Raw genomic sequence first — 18,132 nt, 5'->3', positions numbered from 1 at the left:
CTCTGCCTACTCTACAAGTTAGTGAATTTTATCGAACGCATCATGCTTAGGTAGATCGGATTCAGCCGCTTCCGAAGCTGGCACTTGCTCTAATACCTGTTGCTCCCGCTGAGTTGCTTCGATCCCAGAGGCGATCGCTTCCTTCAGGCGTCCTAGTGTTTCATCCCAACTCCGCAGAGCTGACTCTGATAGGCGATCGGCTTGGAGCTGGACACTAGTAGACAAATCCTCTGCGAGTTCTGGTAAGGCATCCGCAGATTTCTTTAAGAGCTGCCGCGTCTCCCGTCCTGGCCGAGGAGCAATCAATAAACCGGTCACTGTTCCAACAGCAGCTCCTAACAGTAGACCTCCAATGAATGATCCGGAACGGTTGTTCGACATTGTCTGGCTTCTACCTTTCAATAACTAGCGGATTAATCTAACTGAATTTGATGCCACCTAGCTTGTGATCAGGTGGAACCGCCCCGATTTTACCGGATTGGCTCTCTAGAAGCTGCATCCTGCTTAGCACTCTTTGGGCGTTTAGACGCTTAAATCAGCGTTCTATGCTTCACTACACATTAATCTATCTCATGGTTTAGCTATCAGCTAAAAACGCTTTTTCGGCATTCTTGGTCGCTGCGATCGCCTGACCTGCTGCCGCCAAACACCCTGACCCAAACTTATCAGACCTAAAACTTGCTGCACTTTCTGCAATTGCAATTCTAATTTTTGGTACTGTTGTCGCAACTGGTTCACACCCCGCTGCCCTTGCAAAATTCCGGTAGGAGCACCATATAAGACGCTGTGGGTACTGCGCTCAGAAGCTGTTAGAGCATTAGCTACTTGAGCCAAGGTGCGACGCAATTTCCAAATCTGCCACGCTGCATAGAAGCAAAAGCAGCTAACCAGGAGATTAATTACTACTACGGTGATCACCATCGCCACACCTCCTAACCCGCGATGCCTCAATCGTTACATAGTTCTTGCCGCTGTAACATCTGCTAGCGAGACTAGTCGCCCGATTTACACCAGAACTTAATACAGCATGGTAGAGCTGCAAAAGCAAAAATTCGGAGAGCCAGGAGTTGCGATAGACTGCCCTATGGAAAATAGAATCTACTGTGCAGATTCTGAAGGCTTTTCCGGGCTGACATCCACAATTACTTCAGTGGTGTGAGTCGGCTGGGCAGTAACAGAGGTATCTGGTTGAACTGAGACAACAACTTCAGGTTCAGTGCGATCGCTAGCATTGGCTTTTGCTTGCTCCGCTAAAGCTTGAGTTTTGTCTTTGACTTGTTCGCCTAACAGTTGCGCTCGGTCTTTAAGAGTCTCTTTGAGTGTTTGGCTTTTCTCTTGGGCTTGCTCCGCTAGGGTTTGAGTTGTGTCTTTAAGCTGTTCACCCACCGTTTGCGCTTGTTCTTTTGCCTGAACACTCAGAGTTTGTAGTTGTTCTTTAGCTTGGCTAGTAATGGCTTGAATCCCTCCTAACCAAGACTTCACATCTTGCTTCGTTTGTGCGTAATCTGACTGTAAAAAGCTACTAACCTTAGCAACTTTATGTCTAAGACCCTCGGTGTAGATAGAAATCTCTTGAGCCGCATTATTGGAGATCATCACCCGCTTGCTGCCCAAGCCCAAAATCATGGATGGCTGTAACAGGTAGCTGCCATCTGTCAGGCTACTCCAGCCCCGTGCCACAAACAGATATTGAGTAATTTCTCCAGTCGCAGGGTCAAACAAATAGTCTGTCAGCTTGCCAATCTTACTGCCAGCATCGCTCCAGACTTCTCGTCCAATCAAGGAATCAATCGGTTTAATGTCCTCAGGATTGACGCTGGTGTGACTAGAGTTAACGACAATGCTATCTGTGCCAAAGGCCTCAATTTGCACCAGGGTAAACATTTGTTTTTTACCCTTCAAAAACCCGGTCGTGCAGATAATGCCCATGACTCGATGCAATTCTGGCACCATCCAAATTTGATCGACTCGACCCAGTTCTTCTGCGGTCTCTCGATCGAGTACCAAACGGTTGAGAAGCTCGCCTTGTCGGGCGATCGCTTGTGGAGAAGCCATAAAGACCTCAAAAATAGATGCGCTTTCCCAGCAGTATAGCTTCTGGATTCAGAAACTTTTAAGAATCGCTACAAAGCCCAGCAGCCAAGCCTTTAGATGTTGGCTAGAGGACTTAAAGAGCTGTGGGGTATCAGCCACTCTCTATCAAGATGAAAAACTGCCCCTAAAATCGACTTGCACACCTTGTAGCTCTTTAGTACGTCATCAAAGTTTTGGGGTTCTAACCCTGATCAACAAAATTAACGTGACGCAATACATAGGTAAGTGCTCTTAAAGATTGCGGATAGGTGCAAAGTCATGGTTCAATCGGCTTCCGGCTCGATCTTGTATGTCAATCCTACGGCAGGTAATGATGCTGCCAATGGCAGTCAAGCTACTCCCTTCAAAACCCTAAAGCGAGCCTTACAGCAAGCCCGTGGTGGAACTACTATTCAGTTAGCAGCAGGCACCTACAATGCTGCTAGTGGAGAAGTGTTCCCACTCGTAATTCCCGCAGGTGTGGCGCTTGTAGGCAATGAAAGCAATAAAGGTAGTGGAGTTTTGGTTGAAGGCAGCGGCGAATATATCAGCCCTACCTTTGCGCGGCAAAACATTACCCTACGGCTCGAGAACACAGCCCAACTGCGGGGTGTCACCGTTACCAACCGAGCCCAGCGCGGCACTGCCGTTTGGGTAGAGTCTACAGCTCCCACAGTTGCCAACAGTACGTTTACTAACTGTGCTCGCGAAGGCATTTTCGCCACTGGGACAGCGAATCCCGTCATTATAGACAACGTGTTTTTTCAAAATGCCGCCAGTGGCATCTCGCTGGTGCGGAACGCAAAAGGTGAAATCCGTCGTAATGTTTGTCAGAAGACAGGTTACGGCATTGCCATTGGAGATAACGCTGCCCCTCTTGTCGTTGATAACAGAATTTTTGAAAATCGTTCTGGGGTCGTACTGTCTGGTCAAGCCAATCCTGTACTTCGCAGTAACGTCTTGGAGAAGAACACCAGCGATGGTCTGGTCATTACGAATACTTCGTTGCCAGATTTGGGTAAAAGCCAAGATCCGGGGGGCAACATCTTTAGAGACAACGGTTCGTTTGACTTACACAATGCCACCAAAACCACTCTGATTTCTGTCGGTAATCAATTAAACCCCACCCGCGTTCAAGGTCTGATCAACTTTGTGGCCAGTGAGGTTCCCACTCCTACCCCAACTCCAGTTCCAACACCAACACCAACCCCTATTCCAGTTCCGACCCCCACTCCCACGCCTACGCCAACCCCAGTTCCAACTCCGACGCCTATTCCAGTTCCCACACCCACTCCCACGCCTACGCCAACCCCAGTTCCGACACCCACTCCAACTCCGACGCCCACTCCAAATCCCGTTGGCTTGACTGACATTACAGGTCATTGGGCCGAAGGGTTTATTCGAGGGTTAGTCAGTCGTGGCATCATTAGCGGCTTCCCCGATGGTACCTTCAAGCCTGGAGCCAGCATTACCAGAGCCCAATATGCTGCGGCGATCGCTAAAGCGTTTAATCTACCCAACAAAAAAGAAGCGACTGATTTTGCGGACGTTCCGGCTGATTTCTGGGCCAAGGCAGCAATTCAGAAAGCAGCTCAGATGGGATTTGTCTCTGGTTTTCCAGACAATACCTTCCGACCTGATCAAAACTTGACGCGAGTTCAGGCGATCGTGTCTTTGGTCAGCGGTTTAGGATTTACAGGTGGTAACACAAATATCCTGCTGGTCTATAGCGATCGCGCCCAAATTCCTAGTTATGCGACCGATGAAGTAGCTACAGCAACTCAGCGCCGCATGGTGGTGAATCAACCGCAGGTGAATCAACTAGAGCCAATGCAAGACATCAACCGAGCGGAAGTCGCAGCCTTGCTCTACCAAGCTTTGGTGGCTCGTGGTGAAGCACCAGCGATCGCCTCTAACTTTATTGTCAACCCAGATCAAGCGACCCCCTCCTTCACCGATATTCAAGGTCACTGGGCAGCGGATTTTATTCGCGCTCTAGGCGGTCAAGGGCTCATTAGCGGCTTTGAAGATGGTTCCTTTAAACCAGACGCGAAGATGAATCGGGCGCAATATGCGGCTCTACTCGTCAAAGCCTTAAATCCGCCTGCCATCCGAGCTGCCACTAGCTTTAGCGATGTGGCCGCAGATTTTTGGGCCGCTAACGCAATTCAGCAAGCTTACCGGGGTGGGTTTCTTTCTGGGTTCCCAGATAATACCTTCCGCCCGAATGAGAACGTGCTGCGCGTTCAAGTGCTCGTTTCCTTGGTCAACGGCTTGAACTTGGGAAGTGGTGATGAAGCTGTGTTGGGGATCTATAGCGATCAAAGTTCAATTCCACCTTTCGCCCGTGGTGCTGTTGCCACAGCCACAAAACGCCGGATGGTAGTGAACTTCCCCACCATAGGGCAGCTAAACCCTAACCGGGAGACCACTCGTGCTGAAGTAACCGCTATGGTTTATCAAGCCTTGGTCAATGCTGGGCGATCGCCTGCAATTAGCTCTCCCTACATCGTTTCCGCTTAGGTCATCTTTGTAGTGTTGGTAATGTTGTGTTGGCTAGGCTCCACCTATCCAGCACAACTGACCCGATCTTGGGTTTCCTTCGCCTATCTCTTGTCCTCTAGCCACTTCCCTTTATCTCTGCTTCCTCAACCGCCAACGAGTTTTGATTTAAGGCAACTGATCTATATGATTAAGAATAGTTAACTGTCCATTTAAGATTTAATTCTAAAGACATGGCTGAAATTCAATTTTCCAGAGGTATTACCGAAGATGCAGTGCCTGAAGTCCGTGTAACTCGTTCTCGCGACGGCAGTAATGGTACGGCGACGTTTTACTTTGAGCGACCTAAGGCTTTAAGCTCCACCAGCACTGAAACAATCACAGGTATGTACTTGATTGATGAAGAAGGTGAAATCTCTACACGTGAAGTAAAAGCAAAGTTTGTCAATGGTCAACCAGAAGCACTGGAAGCCTTCTACTATATAAAGTCCGTGGCAGAGTGGGAGCGCTTCATGCGGTTTATGGAACGCTATTCAGAAGAGCACGATCTTGGGTTCAGTAAGTCTTAATTGCCTTCTCTCATCCTCTAAAAAGCAGCCCATAGCCTGCCCTCATTCCTGCGTCGTCCATTGAAGATTTTGCAGCGGGCATAAGGATTGAGGGCAATTTAGATCCTGGCGAAGTGGAGAAAGAACTTCATGCCTCACCAGCCTCATCCTGATTCAGCAAATTTTGTTGTTAGTTGTGCGGTGATCACGGTCAGCGATACGCGATCGCTCGCAGACGATCGCAGTGGTCAGGTAATCCAGCAGTTGCTTCTAGCCGCAGGACATCGAGTTGTTGAGTACAGGATTATTAAAGATGAGCCTGGGCAAATTCAAGCGCAAATCCAAGCTTTCAGCCAACAACCAGAGCTCGATGTAGTAATTTGCAACGGCGGCACCGGAATTGCTCCTAGGGACACCACCTATGACGCAATTGAGCAACTCTTAGAAAAGACGTTACCTGGCTTCGGCGAGCTATTTCGCTGGTTGAGCTATCAAGAAATTGGCTCACGGACGATCGCTTCTAGAGCCGTAGCAGGCGTTTACCAAAGCAAGCTGATCTTTTCCGTTCCAGGTTCCACTAACGCGGTTACGCTCGCTATGCAAACGCTGATTCTGCCTGAACTGGTACATCTAGTGAGCCAGATACGACTACAGCCTTAAAGTAACGCGCAAGAATTAAGCGCTCCCCTAGAGAAGCGCTTGACTTTTAGACCTTTAAACCTGGAAGTTAGACAAGTTATTGCACATTAGAGCGACAAGTCAGCCCTGGAATCAGGCAATTATTGCGGCTCTGACGTTGAGCGGCAGTTGGTTGTTTGACCTTCGCGAACTCTGCTTCTAGCACATTCAAGGCTCGCAGATACTGAGGATCATCTTTAGTGCCGATTAGCTTCGGGTTAGAAGCTAACTTCTGACGTTGGGAATCACTTAAGTCAATCTTGATGTCAGGAGTAATTCCCTTCTGGCTAATGTCAGTGCCATCCGGGGTGTAATAGTGAGCAATTGTGACAGCCAGCCCAGAACCATCAGACAGAGAATGCACTGACTGGACTAGAGCTTTACCAAAGGTTTGACTACCCACAACAGTCGCGCGCCCGTTATCTTTCAGCGCCCCCGTTAAAATTTCACTGGAGCTAGCAGAATTACCATCTACCAAAACTGCGAGAGGTAGTTTGGTCAAGGCAGTACGATTAGCGGCTAATTGCTCGTTCTCACCTTTGCGATTGACGGTACGGACAATCGAGCCAGAGTCCATCCACATGCGAGAAATATCAATGCTCGCTTGCAACAAACCACCAGGGTTACTCCGCAAGTCGAGGACGAAGGCATCTACCTTTTGGCCCGTCAAGTCCTGAATCGCTCGCCGCATTTGCTGGGGAGCATGAGCACTAAATTCATTTAAACGAATGTAGCCAATCCGCTTCTGGCCTTCCTGCCGCAAGCTATAACGTACGGTCGGCAGCTCAATCCGAGCCCGCTGTAAAGGTATATCAAAGGCAGACTTTGTATCTCGGTCAATTCGTAGAGTGACTTTAGTGCCAACATCGCCTCGAATCAGATTAGAGGCATCTTCTACACTCATGCCTTTCGTAAGCTTGCCATTGATCGCCAAAATGCGATCGCCCGCTTGAATTCCCGCTTTTAGAGCCGGAGAGTTTTCAATCGGTTCTACTACGGTCAGAATTTTAGTTTTCTCGTTGAGTTCCAACCGAATCCCAACACCTGAAAGCTCCCCGGAAGTTTGGCTATTTAGCGCTTGGTACTGCTTCGGATCCATGAAGCGGGTGTAAGGATCTTCGAGCTGCTCCAAGGATTTGCGTAGAGCTGTATAAGCTTCTTCCCGGGAAGTATAGTTCTTACCTAGCAAGCTCTGGCGGACTGCCTGCCAATCTTTCTGATTGAAAGTGCCATCCACATACTCACTATTCACAATCTGCCAAGCTTCATCCAAAATCGTTTTGGGGCTATCTTGCAGAGCCGCCCGCACGGAGCGACTAAGACCAGGACCAAACAAAGTGAGGGTAGCGGCAGTAGCGATCGCCCCGCCACAAAGAGCAACTTGGAGCAGATGGAAATGTCTGGGGGACTGATTCATTGGAAGTTGGCTCAAATCGTTTAACTATCAGTGGCTCAGCAGTAAGGCTCTATATTCAGTAGCCCTAAGAAACGAAAGCGGAAAATGCACCACAGTAAATGAGTTTTAAGGGGCTTGCGACGTCCCTAGCTCCAGCAACAACTCCTCATGCGCGAAACTGTCAAAAGGTCGGATCACCCCTAAGACAATTAGCTTCAACATACCCAAACTACCGAGTTAAACTACGCTGAACATGTGACAGTTTAACCAGTGTCCACGCCGATCAAGGGGTCATTAAACCAAAGCTGACTAGGGGATGAAGCAATCGTAACGCATAGCAACTAAATCAAGTAGAAGAGGCAGAATACCTAAGAATCATAATAGTGTTGCCCGCCAGGATAGCATGAGGTGCAAGTTTTAAGAGTCAGTAAAGTTGCGGTGAATTGTTCATCTATAAAGGTGCAACTTTAAGGCATGAGATGCAAATTTGGTTCATTAAGGTTTTTTGCTAGACATGAAGCCGAAAAGCAAACGTCATAGAACTTCATACCACCAAGCTTGGCCCTACAAGCTCTGGAATCACCCCCTTAAAATTGGACTTTGGAGCCTCGGCTTACTGCTTGGCAGTTGGCTGTTAATTAACACGATAGCGTTGCGATCGGCAGCCTTGGGACCAGTTAATGCTTTTTTCGTTTTAGGGGGTAGTATCCGTCGGGAAATTTATGTGACTGAACTTGCCAAACAACATCCTGAAACTCCTATCCTGATTTCTCAGGGTTCACAAGATCCTTGTATCTGGCTCATTTTTCAACGCTCCGAGGCTCCCATCAGGCAAGTTTGGTTAGAAAAGTGCGCTGATTCCACTTTCGATAACTTCTACTTCAATATTCCGTTGTTGCGGCAGTGGCAAGTCCACAAAGTTAAGCTGATCACCTCGGAGACTCATCTCCCTAGAGCTAAGTGGCTGGCACAGATTTTGCTGGGAGCACATGGTATTTGGGTAGAGCCAGATATCGTTAAAGAAGAAGGCGTTCCCGGTAATCGTGAGTCCTGGCTCAAAACTGGGTTAGATGTAGCGCGGAGTTTAGTCTGGGCTATAGTCAGCCAGGTTTATACACCCAAGTGCACTGATGTGATTCCGCTGAGCGATGTCAATATTCAGGAGTGGCAACAGCAAGGATTTAAGTGTGAATATCAAGGAAAGGTTCAGTAGAACTTTTGGCCAAATTTAGGGCTCACAGGCTCAAGCCTAGAGTTACTCAGTTAGCTGTAGTTGAGGTGAGCGATGAGTTTGCAGCAATATCGTTTGATGAGCTACTGCTTGTAGCGTTGAGAGTGGCACCTGATAGAAGTATTGGCGGCGAAACTGCTCTTCTTGAACCACTCCTAGAAATTGCTGGACTACTTCTGTTAATTGCATCTCGACAGAGGTAAGATCCGCTTTCGCTTGATACTCGACTCGAAACCCTTGATCTGAATGAGTGACAGCAAAGCCTAAAAGGTGCAAGGCTTGAAAGCCTAGTTGTAATGGGCGATCGCCGATCCCCAACTTTTCATGCAACTGGCTTAGAGTGGCAGAACCACCCGTACGGCCGAGATATTTAGCAATGCCGATTAACTGCTGCCAAATCTGAGTCGGGGCAACTAGGCTAGGGGATGGATAAGCGATCGCCAACCGTTGCCCTTCTTGCACTGCTCGACGAAACCAAGCTTGCAACTCTGCCCAATTAGTTGGGCATTGAGTTATGAGCAACACATCTGTATCTGGTGTAGTGGATTTGAGATCCTCTCGCCAGTCCACCAGCCAATCTGCGGGCTGTGGAATTTGGCTCAGCAATGCTGCGTTGCTGGCAGGCAACACCTCTAACAAACGGACTTCATAGTGTGGTGTCTGTCCACGTCGTCGGTTTTCGTAAGTATTGAAGTCTAGCTCTACAACAACGTCACAGCGCCCGGAAGGAAGTTCTTCTTTGTAGTGCCCCCACCAAACTCCTGGAAAACCAATGGAGGAAGAGTCATCGCGTAGCACAAACTCTGTTTTAATGTACTGGACTTTCCTACCTTGCCAGTCTTGGCTGTTGCGGTGCCAAGCCCGCTCAAACCAACAATTCCGCATCATAAGTTTGGGAACAGGATTACCCATCCCACAAGGTTCCAGCAGCTTAAGTTCACGGAATAAAGTTTTGCCCAACTCTGCTACTGTAACCACGAGGTCTGCTTGATTGGCAGAAGCTGGAGAAGTAATGCCACAGTTTTGCTGGCGCAGTTGACGATTGACAGCTTCAGTAAATAGGGGAAGGTTAGCCACTGCCAAGCTCAACCCTGCCGCAAAGGGATGTCCCCCAAAGCTATGGAGTAAGTGAGCTTGATCTTGTACTAGCTGGTAGAGATCAATTTGATTTACCGATCGCGCCGATCCTCTAGCCAAGGACAAAGACTGCGATCGCCCCTCCGTAATTGAGCTGGGTGTCACCAAATCAAGATCTAGCGAATCAGCATTGAGCAGAATTGTGGGGCGACCGTATTCTTGAGCGATTTGCCCAGCGACCAGGCCCAAAATTCCAACGGGCCATTGAGTATCGACCAAGACAATCACACTCGTTGTTGACAAGTCCAACTGAGACAATCTGTCTTTGACTTGGTAAGTAACTTCCCGCTGTAGAGCTTTGCGCCGCATATTGGCTAGCTCGGTTTCCTCGGCCAACTGCTGACAACGCTGCTCATCCCGACTGGTGAGCAGTTCCACACAGAAATGGGCATCTCCTTGAATACGGCTGACGGCATTGATGCGAGGACCAAGCCCAAAGGAGATATCAGTGGGGCGATCGCCACTTTTCTTACACAGCTCTAGTAAACGCGCGATTCCAGGCCGAGCAGGTTTCACTCCAGCCTCATGGTTGATCAGGTGTTGCTGTAGCTGCTCAATGCCTTGCTGAGCGAGGTAACGGCAATCTCCGGTGAGTTGAACTAAATCAGCAATTAAGCCAATCGCCACCAAATCTAGTAGATGCGTCAGTGGTTGCTGCGGCACCTCTGGCCAGGTTTGGTAGAGGGCTTCCACCAACTTATAGGCGACAGCCACACCGGAGAGATGGGCCAAAGGATGAGTTGGCAGCAAATAGCGCGGATTGATGAGCGCTGTGACGGTGGGGCGCTCAGATGGCAAGGTGTGATGATCGGTAATGACCACATCCATACCTAAGCTTTGGGCATACCGAATTTCTGCCAGATTGGTGCTGCCCGTATCGCAGGTGACAACCAACTGACATCCTTGTGCTGCTAAGCGATCGAGCCCTGAGTAAGAGAGACCATGAGACTCAATCAGGCGGTTGGGGATGTAGTAAATCAGCCGATCGCCCTGACTAAAAAACTGACCTAAGCCATCCCAAAGTACGGCTGTGGCTGTAATGCCATCGGCGTCAAAGTCACCCCAAATAGCAACAACTTCATCTTGATTGCGAGCTTGCTGTAAGCGCTCGACTGCCCATTGCATCTCCTGCCCAAACTCAAACGGACTCGTCGGTTGGTAAAACTGTGGGTGCAAAAAGCCAGCAAGTTGCTCTGGATCTCGAATTCCTCGTTGCCACAATAACTGAGCTGCATAGTGCCCAGGCAACCCTACAGCCTGCTGTTGTACAGCCTGCACAAACCAAGCGGGTGTCTCAGCCATAGCTTGACTAGCACCTACTGAGGATATTTGCATGGGCTGTGCTTGCTGCTCCAGCATTTAAGTAATTAAGCCGTTGAGTCAATTGCGCAGAGTGACTGCCACAACAGATTATCTGATCGCTTTCATACCATCCAACTGCTTAGCAAATAAGTCAACAAAGATACTCATCACTGTGCGCTGGCGGATCTTGATATTAGTGCTGACAGACATACCTGACTGTAATGCCACTTCTCGCCCTCGGACTCGCAGCGTTTGCTCATCTAGAGTGATCTTGGCGGGGAAGCTATAGTACTGCCGAATTTCGTCGGGAGGTAGAGCATCAGAGCCAACCGAGGTTAGCTTACCTTTAATATCCCCAAATTCACTAAAGGGGAAAGAATCGATTCTGACATCTACATCCATGCCTTCTCTAATAAAGCCAATATCACGGTTTGTGATATAGACTTTGGCTACTAGATGGTCTGTAGGCACGATCTTGAGCACAGGTTCGCTAGGGTTAGCTACAAAGCCAGGACCGCCCGCTTTGACATCAAAAACAAGGCCGTCTGTTGGAGCCTTAATGTCTTGATACTTCAACGTCAGTTGGGCTTGACTGAGTTGGCTATTGATTTCGTCAATTCGTTTTTCGTTTTCAACGATCGCCTTGGTCAACTGGCTGTCAATTTCCGCAATGCGTTGCTCGTTATTCGCCATCAGAGTCAAAACATCTTTCTGCGTTTGAGAAACGGTGTTTTGCAGTTGTTGTTGAGCTTGAGCGATCGCAAACTGTAACCGTTGTTGTTCTTGGCCCAAACGCTCAACTTCAGCTTGACCTGAGCGAACTTCTTGTTCTTGCTTCAGGTATTGAATTTTGGCAATCCCGCCTTCTTCATATAACGGTCGAATGCCATCTAGAATTCGCTGGTTCACCCCCAAACTATCTCTGGCGTTGGCTAAAGACACTTGGTTTTGACTGTACTGCCGCTCTAACTGTTTAGTTTCTAACTGGGCGGCGGCGGCGCGTGAGTTAAATTCATCTCGACTAGACTGCAAACGAGCTAATTGCTCAACTGAGAAGTTGCCTCCTTGGGCAGCCCCCGGAAGCTGAGCGCGATACAGTTGATTTTCTGCCAAGAGATTGACGCGGCTCTTAGTCAGAGAGGCAATTTCTGCGGGTAGTTTCAGCGCGATCGCGGCTTGATCCGTAGTAGCGGGAGACGCTAAGCCAGCAAGCTGAGACCGATAAAACTGATTTTCCTGCATCAAGGCCATGCGAATATTCAGCAGTGATTTCTCTTGGGCCTTCGCTGCGGTGGGGTCAAAACTGAGAAGCGTTTGCCCTTGCTTAACGCGATCGCCTTCCTTGACATAAATTTCTTTGACTACCCCTGCAACCGGAGCTTGTACTTCTTTTACAGCACCTTGCGGCTCTAGTTTGCCCTGAGAGCTCACCGCCTCCTCAATCTTGGCTACACAAGCCCAAATGATTGAAGCTGTGGTGACAGCGACGATACTCCAAACAATGGCTCGTGACCAAGTGGCAGGTTGCTGAAGCACAACGGGTTGGTCAAAAGTCGTTGATTTCGCTGAATAAGAAGCTACTTCTGGGGTGGGAGGTAGCTGTTGATTCAACTTGGCTCCATTTTGCTGGTTAATCGTCATAAACCTAGTGAGTGATAGGGAAGGTGGCGCAATTCAAGGGCGGTAGCAAAGGGGGATTTGCCAGCACCAGCAACGTAGCAATCAGACTTCGCTTAAAACTTTTAGAACTTAGTCCTGTTGTTAGCGTGCCCTTTAGCCTGCCAAGATTTGCAAAAACTGAAAATCAATTGCTGCAATATTGACCTTTAGAGGGTAGTCTTCTCTTCTCTTTTAGCAACTTCGCTTCACTTCAGGAAATAGCCTACTGAGAAAGTTTGATGAAACTTTACGGCTATACCTTAACAGCTACGTGATTAAAAAAGAGAGGTAGCGATCGCCACCCCTCTACTCTTTAGCTTCAAGCTCTCTTCTAAAAACAACTGCCTACATTTGCGACTCTTGTTGTTGATAGAGACAGTAGTAACGACCTTTGATGTTCATGAGTTCTTCGTGAGTTCCTGTCTCGACAACCGAACCCCGATCCATCATCAAAATCATGTCCGCATTCTTAATTGTGCTGAGGCGGTGCGTGATGAAGAAAACAGTGCGATCGTGGAATGCATCGGCTAGGTTCAAGCAGACTTGCCGTTCCGTGTCATAGTCCAAGGCACTGGTTGCTTCATCCAAAATCAGGAGCCGAGGATTTTGTAGCACTGTCCGAGCGATCGCCACCCGCTGCCGTTGGCCACCCGAAAGTGCTGATCCCCGCTCACCTACACGAGTGTTATAGCCATTCGGTAAAGTCATGATAAAGTCATGAGCCGCCGCCACTTTAGCCGCAGCGATAATCTCTTCAGAAGTGGCATCTGGCTGAGTTAGAGCAATGTTTTCCTGCACAGTGCCATCAAACAGTAGTGGCTCCTGTGGCACAATCCCCACCTGTCGCCGCAGGGAATATAGCTCCACCTTGTTGATATCGTAATTATCAATCAAGATACGCCCAGAATCGGGTTCATAGAGACGCGGCAGCAACTTCATTAAAGTACTCTTACCCGAACCACTCTGCCCCACCACACCCACAAAAATCCCCGCAGGAAATTCGATGCTGATGTGGTTGAGTTGAGGCGGACTATTCTTGTTAAAACTGAAGACAATATCGTCGTACGTGACAGCCCCCTGGATCGTAGGCATTGGGATGTTCTGCCGATCTAGCTCATCTGCCTCTTGCGGCGTATCAATAATATCGCTCAGACGCTCTAGCGAGAGAGCCGTTTCCTGGAAGTTTTGCCACAGCTGGGTTAAGCGTAGCAAAGGTGTGGTGACGTAGCCCGCAATAATGCGGAAAGCAAACAACTGACCCAATGTTAACTGGCCTGCAATCACGAGGTAAGCCCCTACCCAGAGGACCAACAGACCAGAAATTTTGTTGAGCAGGTTACTGGTCGCTCCAGCCGTCGTGGAAGTCAGGACTGTTTGGAACCCGGCGCTCACATAGCGAGCATACCGTTCTTGCCATTGCCAGCGCGATCGCAACTCAATGTTCTGAGCCTTGACCGTCTGAATTCCAGACATCACTTCCACTAAGTAGGACTGAGTTTCAGCGTTACGCTCTGCTTTAGCCCGCAACTGTCGCCGAATAATTGGAGAAACTAAAGCCGTGAGAATGGCAAATAGAGGAATTGTAGCTAGCGCAACGATTGTCAGCAGCCAACTATAGATAAACATAACCACGATGTAGATGACCGAAAATACGGCATCCAGCACCACGGTCAGCGCCGTTCCAGTTAAAAATTGACGAATATTTTCTAGCTCATTGATACGGCTAGAGAGCTCGCCCACTGGACGCTTCTCAAAATACTTCAGCGGTAACCGAAGCAGATGGTCAATAATCTCTGAACCCAGTGCCATGTCGATGCGGTTGGTAGTATCGACAAACAAATAGGTTCGCAAGCTCATTAACAGCGACTCAAAGAACGCCATCAGAATCAAGAAGATGCCGAGGACGTTTAAGGTATCCAAACTATTTTGGACCAACACCCGGTCAATGATGATTTGCAGCATCAAGGGGTTGGCTAAGCTGAATAGCTGAACGAAGAAGGAAGCAATCAGAACTTCGATTAAAACCTTGCGATACCGAATCAGCGATGGCAAAAACCAACCGAGACCAAACCGCTGCTTGGGCGTTTGTTTGGTAGGCTTTAGCAGTAAAACCTGACCTTCTTGTCCCCAGACCTCTGCAAAGTCCGCTGGTTTCAGTCGCCGAATTCCTGTTTCTGGAACCGCCAGCACGATCGCCTTATCACTAATTTCATAAAGCACCGCACAGCTATCTTGCCAACGAATCAAGGCGGGCGCTGGCAGACGGCTCACAGTCGCAGCAGGCACATTAACTAGTTGTGCATTCAGCCCCATCAGTTCTGCGATCGCGCCACAGACCTGCAAAGACATACTGCCCGAGCGATCCATTTGGTTCGTTAGAACCCGTTGCACCACGTCTCGACGGAAGGGTAAACCAAGATGCTGCGCCAACATCTGAAAACAAGCCAGAGTTGCATTGAGCGGTCCTCGCGCTCGAATGTAGGGATACTTCTGTTTTCCCTTAGCCTGTTGTGTAAGCGCGGCAGTCGAATCTCCCGGCACCCTTTCCGGTGCATATGGAATATCTACCTCTCCCGTATCCAGTTCAACCTCACCCTCTGAGAGGGGTAGTAGTTCAGCTGCATCAGTGAGTACCAAGGCTGAGCCATTGGTTTCTGGGTTCACCTCTCCCAGAACCACAGCAGGAAACCCAACCAAGCGAGCCGCAGTCGGTCCCTCAACACTAATAAATGATTGAGCACCAGATCCATCTAGGCGGCTAGCCACTGGATAGTTAGTCACGGTGCCGCCGCCACTGACCAACCAAATGAAGCTAGAGTCGAGTTGGCTGAGCTGCGTCCTACCTTTAGGCAAGTTCATGACTACAGCGTCTGGCCACACCTGCTGAGTAAAATCTTTGAGATTAGTAATTTTATTAATAGGTTGACGCTGTAGCTCTGCTCCGAGCAAATCGAAGCCTTCTACCAACGCACAACGTTGACGAAACGCAGCCGCAAACCCTGCTTCTTGCTCAAGCAGTTCCAGGAAGTCAGTGATTGCAAGCGTAATACAAATCACTTCATTAGAAGCGATCGCCGTCTCACAAGGCATTCCGCGCAGGAGTCCTGCCCAACCTAAAACTTCCCCTGAATTTAACAACTTCAATGTACTGGGAAGTTGGGTGCGTGGGTCGTACCCCAAGTAGCGAGCTTGCCCTTCATACAGAATCGAAATCTGAATGGGCATTTTCTCTCGCACTAGGATAGCTTGCCCCATCCGATAGCGAAGCAACTGAAATCGTGGCAGCAACCTCGTAATCGTAGCGGGAGGTAGTTGACTAAAGCCAGGTACAGTAGCTAAAAAATCTTGAATTGTGTTTGTAGTGTAAGTCATTAGGAAGCAGAAGTAGCAACAGCGCCCAAGGTGTTAGCAGAGTTAATTTGGTTGAGCTGCTCTTGCAGCCAATTATTAAAAAGTTCGTTTAGTAGTCGTTGGCGCATGGGTTCATCTAGCTGCGCCGGAATAAATTTTTCTAACCGCACAATGACCACCCATTCTCCAAGCTGAGTGGGTGGCCATAACTGTCCAGGCTGACTCATTGCTAGTACTTTTGCTAACTGGGGATGAGGAGTACTCAACTCCACTGGGCCAATCAACCCTCCTGTCTGAGCTTCAGGGCCTTGAGAATATTCTCTAGCTAAATTTGCGAAAGATTGCTCACCCTCTTGAACACGAAAGTAAAGTTCTTGGGCGATACCAACATCTTGGGTGCGAATAAGGGAGTAGATCACTTTGTCCATCTGCCCTTTTCTCTGGAGGAAGTAAGATTCTAGCTTGATTCCCCAAGTTGCCTGCTTAAATTTTTCAATTCTCAACCCGCGCTCAGTTCTAGCCTCAAACTCTTCTGAAGTCATTTGGCGCTGCGACAGCCAAGCTTGCTGAGCTGCTTCGGATCCCAGCTGATTTTGAGCATAAAACTGCTGACAAGCCTGAGCTGTTTCCTCGGAAGTACAACTATACGGAGTAATGACCTGATCGAGCAGCAACTCCCGTAGTAGTTGAGGTAATAGCTGGTACCGAGCCAGCAAAGGCAGTATTTCTGCGGCCGTAATGGCACGCTCCCCAACTTGTAGAATTACGGTCATATCGGCTTTCAGAGGGCTTTCCAAAACAAAATTTCTTTGTAAAGACATTAAGTAGCGGGGGCTAGAAAGCAATGGTCAGTCATCACTTGCCACTATGGAATACCAGTGAGAGACATCATAGCTTTACTAAACAAGATACCCAGTGCAGTGGCAGTTCTCCCTAAGATAGCCTCAGCGATCAACCGATTCCCAAAACTACTAACCGAAATTAATCAGCGATCGCAGTTAATTACCCTAACAGCTTTACAAGTAGATTTACGTACTCAGATTACCTAAATTTCAGTCTGGAACGACCTATACAAGGATGAAATTTGCATATTTTTCACAAATCACAAATCGGCTTTATTGGCTTATTCAAGCTCTCTTGCATAGCAAGCTGTCTGTGAGTGCGATCGCCACAACAAGTATTTTGCCTGAAAAAATAGGAGAAGCAGTTAGCTAAGATGCCACTCCTCCTCCTACATTCAGCTTACAGAATTCAAGAATTTTAGGGTCCTCGTCTAACTAATCCCGAAAAATGAAACGTCAGGCAGATTAATGATTTGCAGGGATGGACTGTTTGTCAAAGTCGCTAGCAACTCGTTTGTAGCTGTGACCCGAATCAAAGTGTCGCTCCCTAACTGAGTCATAGTGACTCCTTCAAAAGTCAAACCACCAGCAAACTGAATTAAGTCAACCCCCTCTACAAAGTCAGCGATCGTATCTGAACCCTCGCCAGGAGTCAGCACAAAAGTATCTTTGCCTTCTCCACCATAGAGAGTGTCTTCACCGCTGCCGCCATTGAGTACATCATCCCCCGCTCCGCCTAAAAGCTGATCGTTACCAGCGCCACCAAATAACTCATTATTACCAGTACTACCTATCAATTGGTCGTTTTCGGCACCGCCACTAATCATATCAACGGCAAAACTGGCCTGAGCATCACGCACTGTATAGCTAAAACTACTAGTACCTAAAAAGTTGGGTTTAGCAGGGTGCGCCAACGTTCCACGGTCGTTGTTTAGGAGCATACTATTGTTTGCAGAACTCAAGCGAGTGATCACCACAGGCAAGTAACCAACGACACTCGCTAAAGAGTTGGCAGGAACAGCAGCATCTTCACTCAGAGTCGGAATATTAGTATTTTTGATTGACATACGAGTTATCGGCGCAGAATAAAACGTATAGGTACTGTATCCAGTTTTCGCTCAATATGTATCTCTATTTGTACAAAATACTCTTTACAATACTGACTTACGGCAAGAGCAAGCTTATAGAAATCAGCCAGCATACCAGAACAGCAAACTTAGTTAAGATTTTTGCCAGAATTGTTGCTACAAGCAAAGCTCCTCTTTGGATACACCATAAGAGGAGCTTTACTCTATTATTGCCCTGGCATCGAGCTATTGTCCCGTGGGGCTGCCCCCAAAGTATCGTCGCCGCTACAGCGTTTCACCTCTGAGTTCGGGATGGGTCAGTGTGGTTCCACCGCGCCATGAACAC

The 18,132-nt window shown here is 48.4% G+C and carries 13 protein-coding genes and 1 rRNA gene; 4 read left to right on the top strand and 10 right to left on the bottom strand.

Going from position 1 to position 18,132, the window contains the following annotated elements; translation table 11 throughout:
• Positions 1–18: 18 nt before the first annotated feature.
• From H6F90_RS19305 to H6F90_RS19295, 3 genes are all read right to left on the bottom strand, one after another.
• Entirely contained in the window at positions 19–381 is a 363-nt protein-coding gene (locus H6F90_RS19305; RefSeq protein ID WP_190436148.1) for a YtxH domain-containing protein, read from the bottom strand.
• A gap of 207 nt (positions 382–588) precedes the next feature.
• Positions 589–921 carry a hypothetical protein gene (locus tag H6F90_RS19300; protein WP_190553916.1) on the bottom strand — a complete coding sequence of 111 codons (333 nt, stop codon included), beginning with the start codon at positions 919–921 and terminating at the stop codon, positions 589–591.
• A 177-nt stretch (positions 922–1,098) separates the two neighbouring features.
• Positions 1,099–2,055, bottom strand: a complete 957-nt coding sequence (locus tag H6F90_RS19295; protein ID WP_190553915.1) for a PRC-barrel domain-containing protein — start codon at positions 2,053–2,055, stop codon at positions 1,099–1,101.
• A gap of 297 nt (positions 2,056–2,352) precedes the next feature.
• Here H6F90_RS19295 and H6F90_RS19290 point away from each other — a divergent pair, with 297 nt between their 5' ends.
• From H6F90_RS19290 to H6F90_RS19280, 3 genes are all read left to right on the top strand, one after another.
• Positions 2,353–4,596, top strand: coding sequence for an S-layer homology domain-containing protein (locus H6F90_RS19290; RefSeq protein WP_190553914.1), 2,244 nt, complete (start codon positions 2,353–2,355; stop codon positions 4,594–4,596).
• A gap of 212 nt (positions 4,597–4,808) precedes the next feature.
• On the top strand, positions 4,809–5,144 hold the full coding sequence (gene psb28 / locus H6F90_RS19285; protein WP_190436159.1) for a photosystem II reaction center protein Psb28: 336 nt from the start codon (positions 4,809–4,811) through the stop codon (positions 5,142–5,144).
• Between the two features lie 129 nt (positions 5,145–5,273).
• Positions 5,274–5,783 carry a molybdenum cofactor biosynthesis protein B gene (locus H6F90_RS19280; protein WP_190553913.1) on the top strand — a complete coding sequence of 170 codons (510 nt, stop codon included), beginning with the start codon at positions 5,274–5,276 and terminating at the stop codon, positions 5,781–5,783.
• A 76-nt stretch (positions 5,784–5,859) separates the two neighbouring features.
• On the opposite strand, the gene ctpB is transcribed toward H6F90_RS19280, so the two are convergent.
• Positions 5,860–7,218, bottom strand: coding sequence for a carboxyl-terminal processing protease CtpB (gene ctpB, locus H6F90_RS19275; RefSeq protein WP_190436166.1), 1,359 nt, complete (start codon positions 7,216–7,218; stop codon positions 5,860–5,862).
• A 493-nt stretch (positions 7,219–7,711) separates the two neighbouring features.
• On the opposite strand from ctpB, the gene H6F90_RS19270 reads away from it, so the two are divergent.
• The gene (locus H6F90_RS19270) at positions 7,712–8,410 is read left to right on the top strand and encodes a YdcF family protein (RefSeq protein WP_190553912.1); all 699 of its coding nucleotides are present in this window, start codon (positions 7,712–7,714) and stop codon (positions 8,408–8,410) included.
• 42 nt (positions 8,411–8,452) lie between these two features.
• Here the strand turns inward: H6F90_RS19270 and recJ are convergent, their stop codons facing one another.
• The 6 genes from recJ to rrf form a co-directional block, all read right to left on the bottom strand.
• Complete coding sequence (gene recJ / locus H6F90_RS19265; RefSeq protein WP_199296038.1) at positions 8,453–10,900, bottom strand: single-stranded-DNA-specific exonuclease RecJ; 2,448 nt, start codon at positions 10,898–10,900, stop codon at positions 8,453–8,455.
• A gap of 75 nt (positions 10,901–10,975) precedes the next feature.
• Positions 10,976–12,508: an HlyD family efflux transporter periplasmic adaptor subunit gene (locus tag H6F90_RS19260; protein ID WP_190436175.1), complete on the bottom strand. Its 1,533-nt coding sequence runs from the start codon at positions 12,506–12,508 to the stop codon at positions 10,976–10,978.
• Positions 12,509–12,871: 363 nt separating this feature from the next.
• The gene (locus tag H6F90_RS19255; RefSeq protein ID WP_190553910.1) at positions 12,872–15,898 is read right to left on the bottom strand and encodes a peptidase domain-containing ABC transporter; all 3,027 of its coding nucleotides are present in this window, start codon (positions 15,896–15,898) and stop codon (positions 12,872–12,874) included.
• A complete protein-coding gene (locus H6F90_RS19250) occupies positions 15,898–16,650 on the bottom strand; it encodes a peptidylprolyl isomerase (RefSeq protein WP_190553909.1) in 753 nt (250 codons plus the stop codon). The genes H6F90_RS19255 and H6F90_RS19250 overlap by 1 nt, the downstream gene beginning before the upstream one ends.
• Positions 16,651–17,150: 500 nt before the next feature.
• The gene (locus H6F90_RS19245) at positions 17,151–17,786 is read right to left on the bottom strand and encodes a calcium-binding protein (protein ID WP_190553908.1); all 636 of its coding nucleotides are present in this window, start codon (positions 17,784–17,786) and stop codon (positions 17,151–17,153) included.
• A 233-nt stretch (positions 17,787–18,019) separates the two neighbouring features.
• A 5S ribosomal RNA gene (rrf, locus tag H6F90_RS19240) occupies positions 18,020–18,132 on the bottom strand; the annotation flags it as partial.

This window comes from Trichocoleus sp. FACHB-591 (assembly GCF_014695845.1).
Lineage (GTDB): Bacteria > Cyanobacteriota > Cyanobacteriia > FACHB-46 > FACHB-46 > Trichocoleus.
Note: the sequence above shows the minus strand (reverse complement) of the source record. Positions and strands in the feature narration are given on the sequence as shown.

Coding starts and splice junctions, on each gene's coding strand:
- recJ (WP_199296038.1), bottom strand. CDS start 10,900: ATGCAAATATCCTCAGTAGGTGCTAGTCAAGCTATGGCTGAGACACCC.
- H6F90_RS19280 (WP_190553913.1), top strand. CDS start 5,274: ATGCCTCACCAGCCTCATCCTGATTCAGCAAATTTTGTTGTTAGTTGT.
- H6F90_RS19305 (WP_190436148.1), bottom strand. CDS start 381: ATGTCGAACAACCGTTCCGGATCATTCATTGGAGGTCTACTGTTAGGA.
- H6F90_RS19260 (WP_190436175.1), bottom strand. CDS start 12,508: ATGACGATTAACCAGCAAAATGGAGCCAAGTTGAATCAACAGCTACCT.
- H6F90_RS19290 (WP_190553914.1), top strand. CDS start 2,353: ATGGTTCAATCGGCTTCCGGCTCGATCTTGTATGTCAATCCTACGGCA.
- H6F90_RS19295 (WP_190553915.1), bottom strand. CDS start 2,055: ATGGCTTCTCCACAAGCGATCGCCCGACAAGGCGAGCTTCTCAACCGT.
- H6F90_RS19270 (WP_190553912.1), top strand. CDS start 7,712: ATGAAGCCGAAAAGCAAACGTCATAGAACTTCATACCACCAAGCTTGG.
- ctpB (WP_190436166.1), bottom strand. CDS start 7,218: ATGAATCAGTCCCCCAGACATTTCCATCTGCTCCAAGTTGCTCTTTGT.
- psb28 (WP_190436159.1), top strand. CDS start 4,809: ATGGCTGAAATTCAATTTTCCAGAGGTATTACCGAAGATGCAGTGCCT.
- H6F90_RS19255 (WP_190553910.1), bottom strand. CDS start 15,898: ATGACTTACACTACAAACACAATTCAAGATTTTTTAGCTACTGTACCT.
- H6F90_RS19250 (WP_190553909.1), bottom strand. CDS start 16,650: ATGACCGTAATTCTACAAGTTGGGGAGCGTGCCATTACGGCCGCAGAA.
- H6F90_RS19300 (WP_190553916.1), bottom strand. CDS start 921: ATGGTGATCACCGTAGTAGTAATTAATCTCCTGGTTAGCTGCTTTTGC.
- H6F90_RS19245 (WP_190553908.1), bottom strand. CDS start 17,786: ATGTCAATCAAAAATACTAATATTCCGACTCTGAGTGAAGATGCTGCT.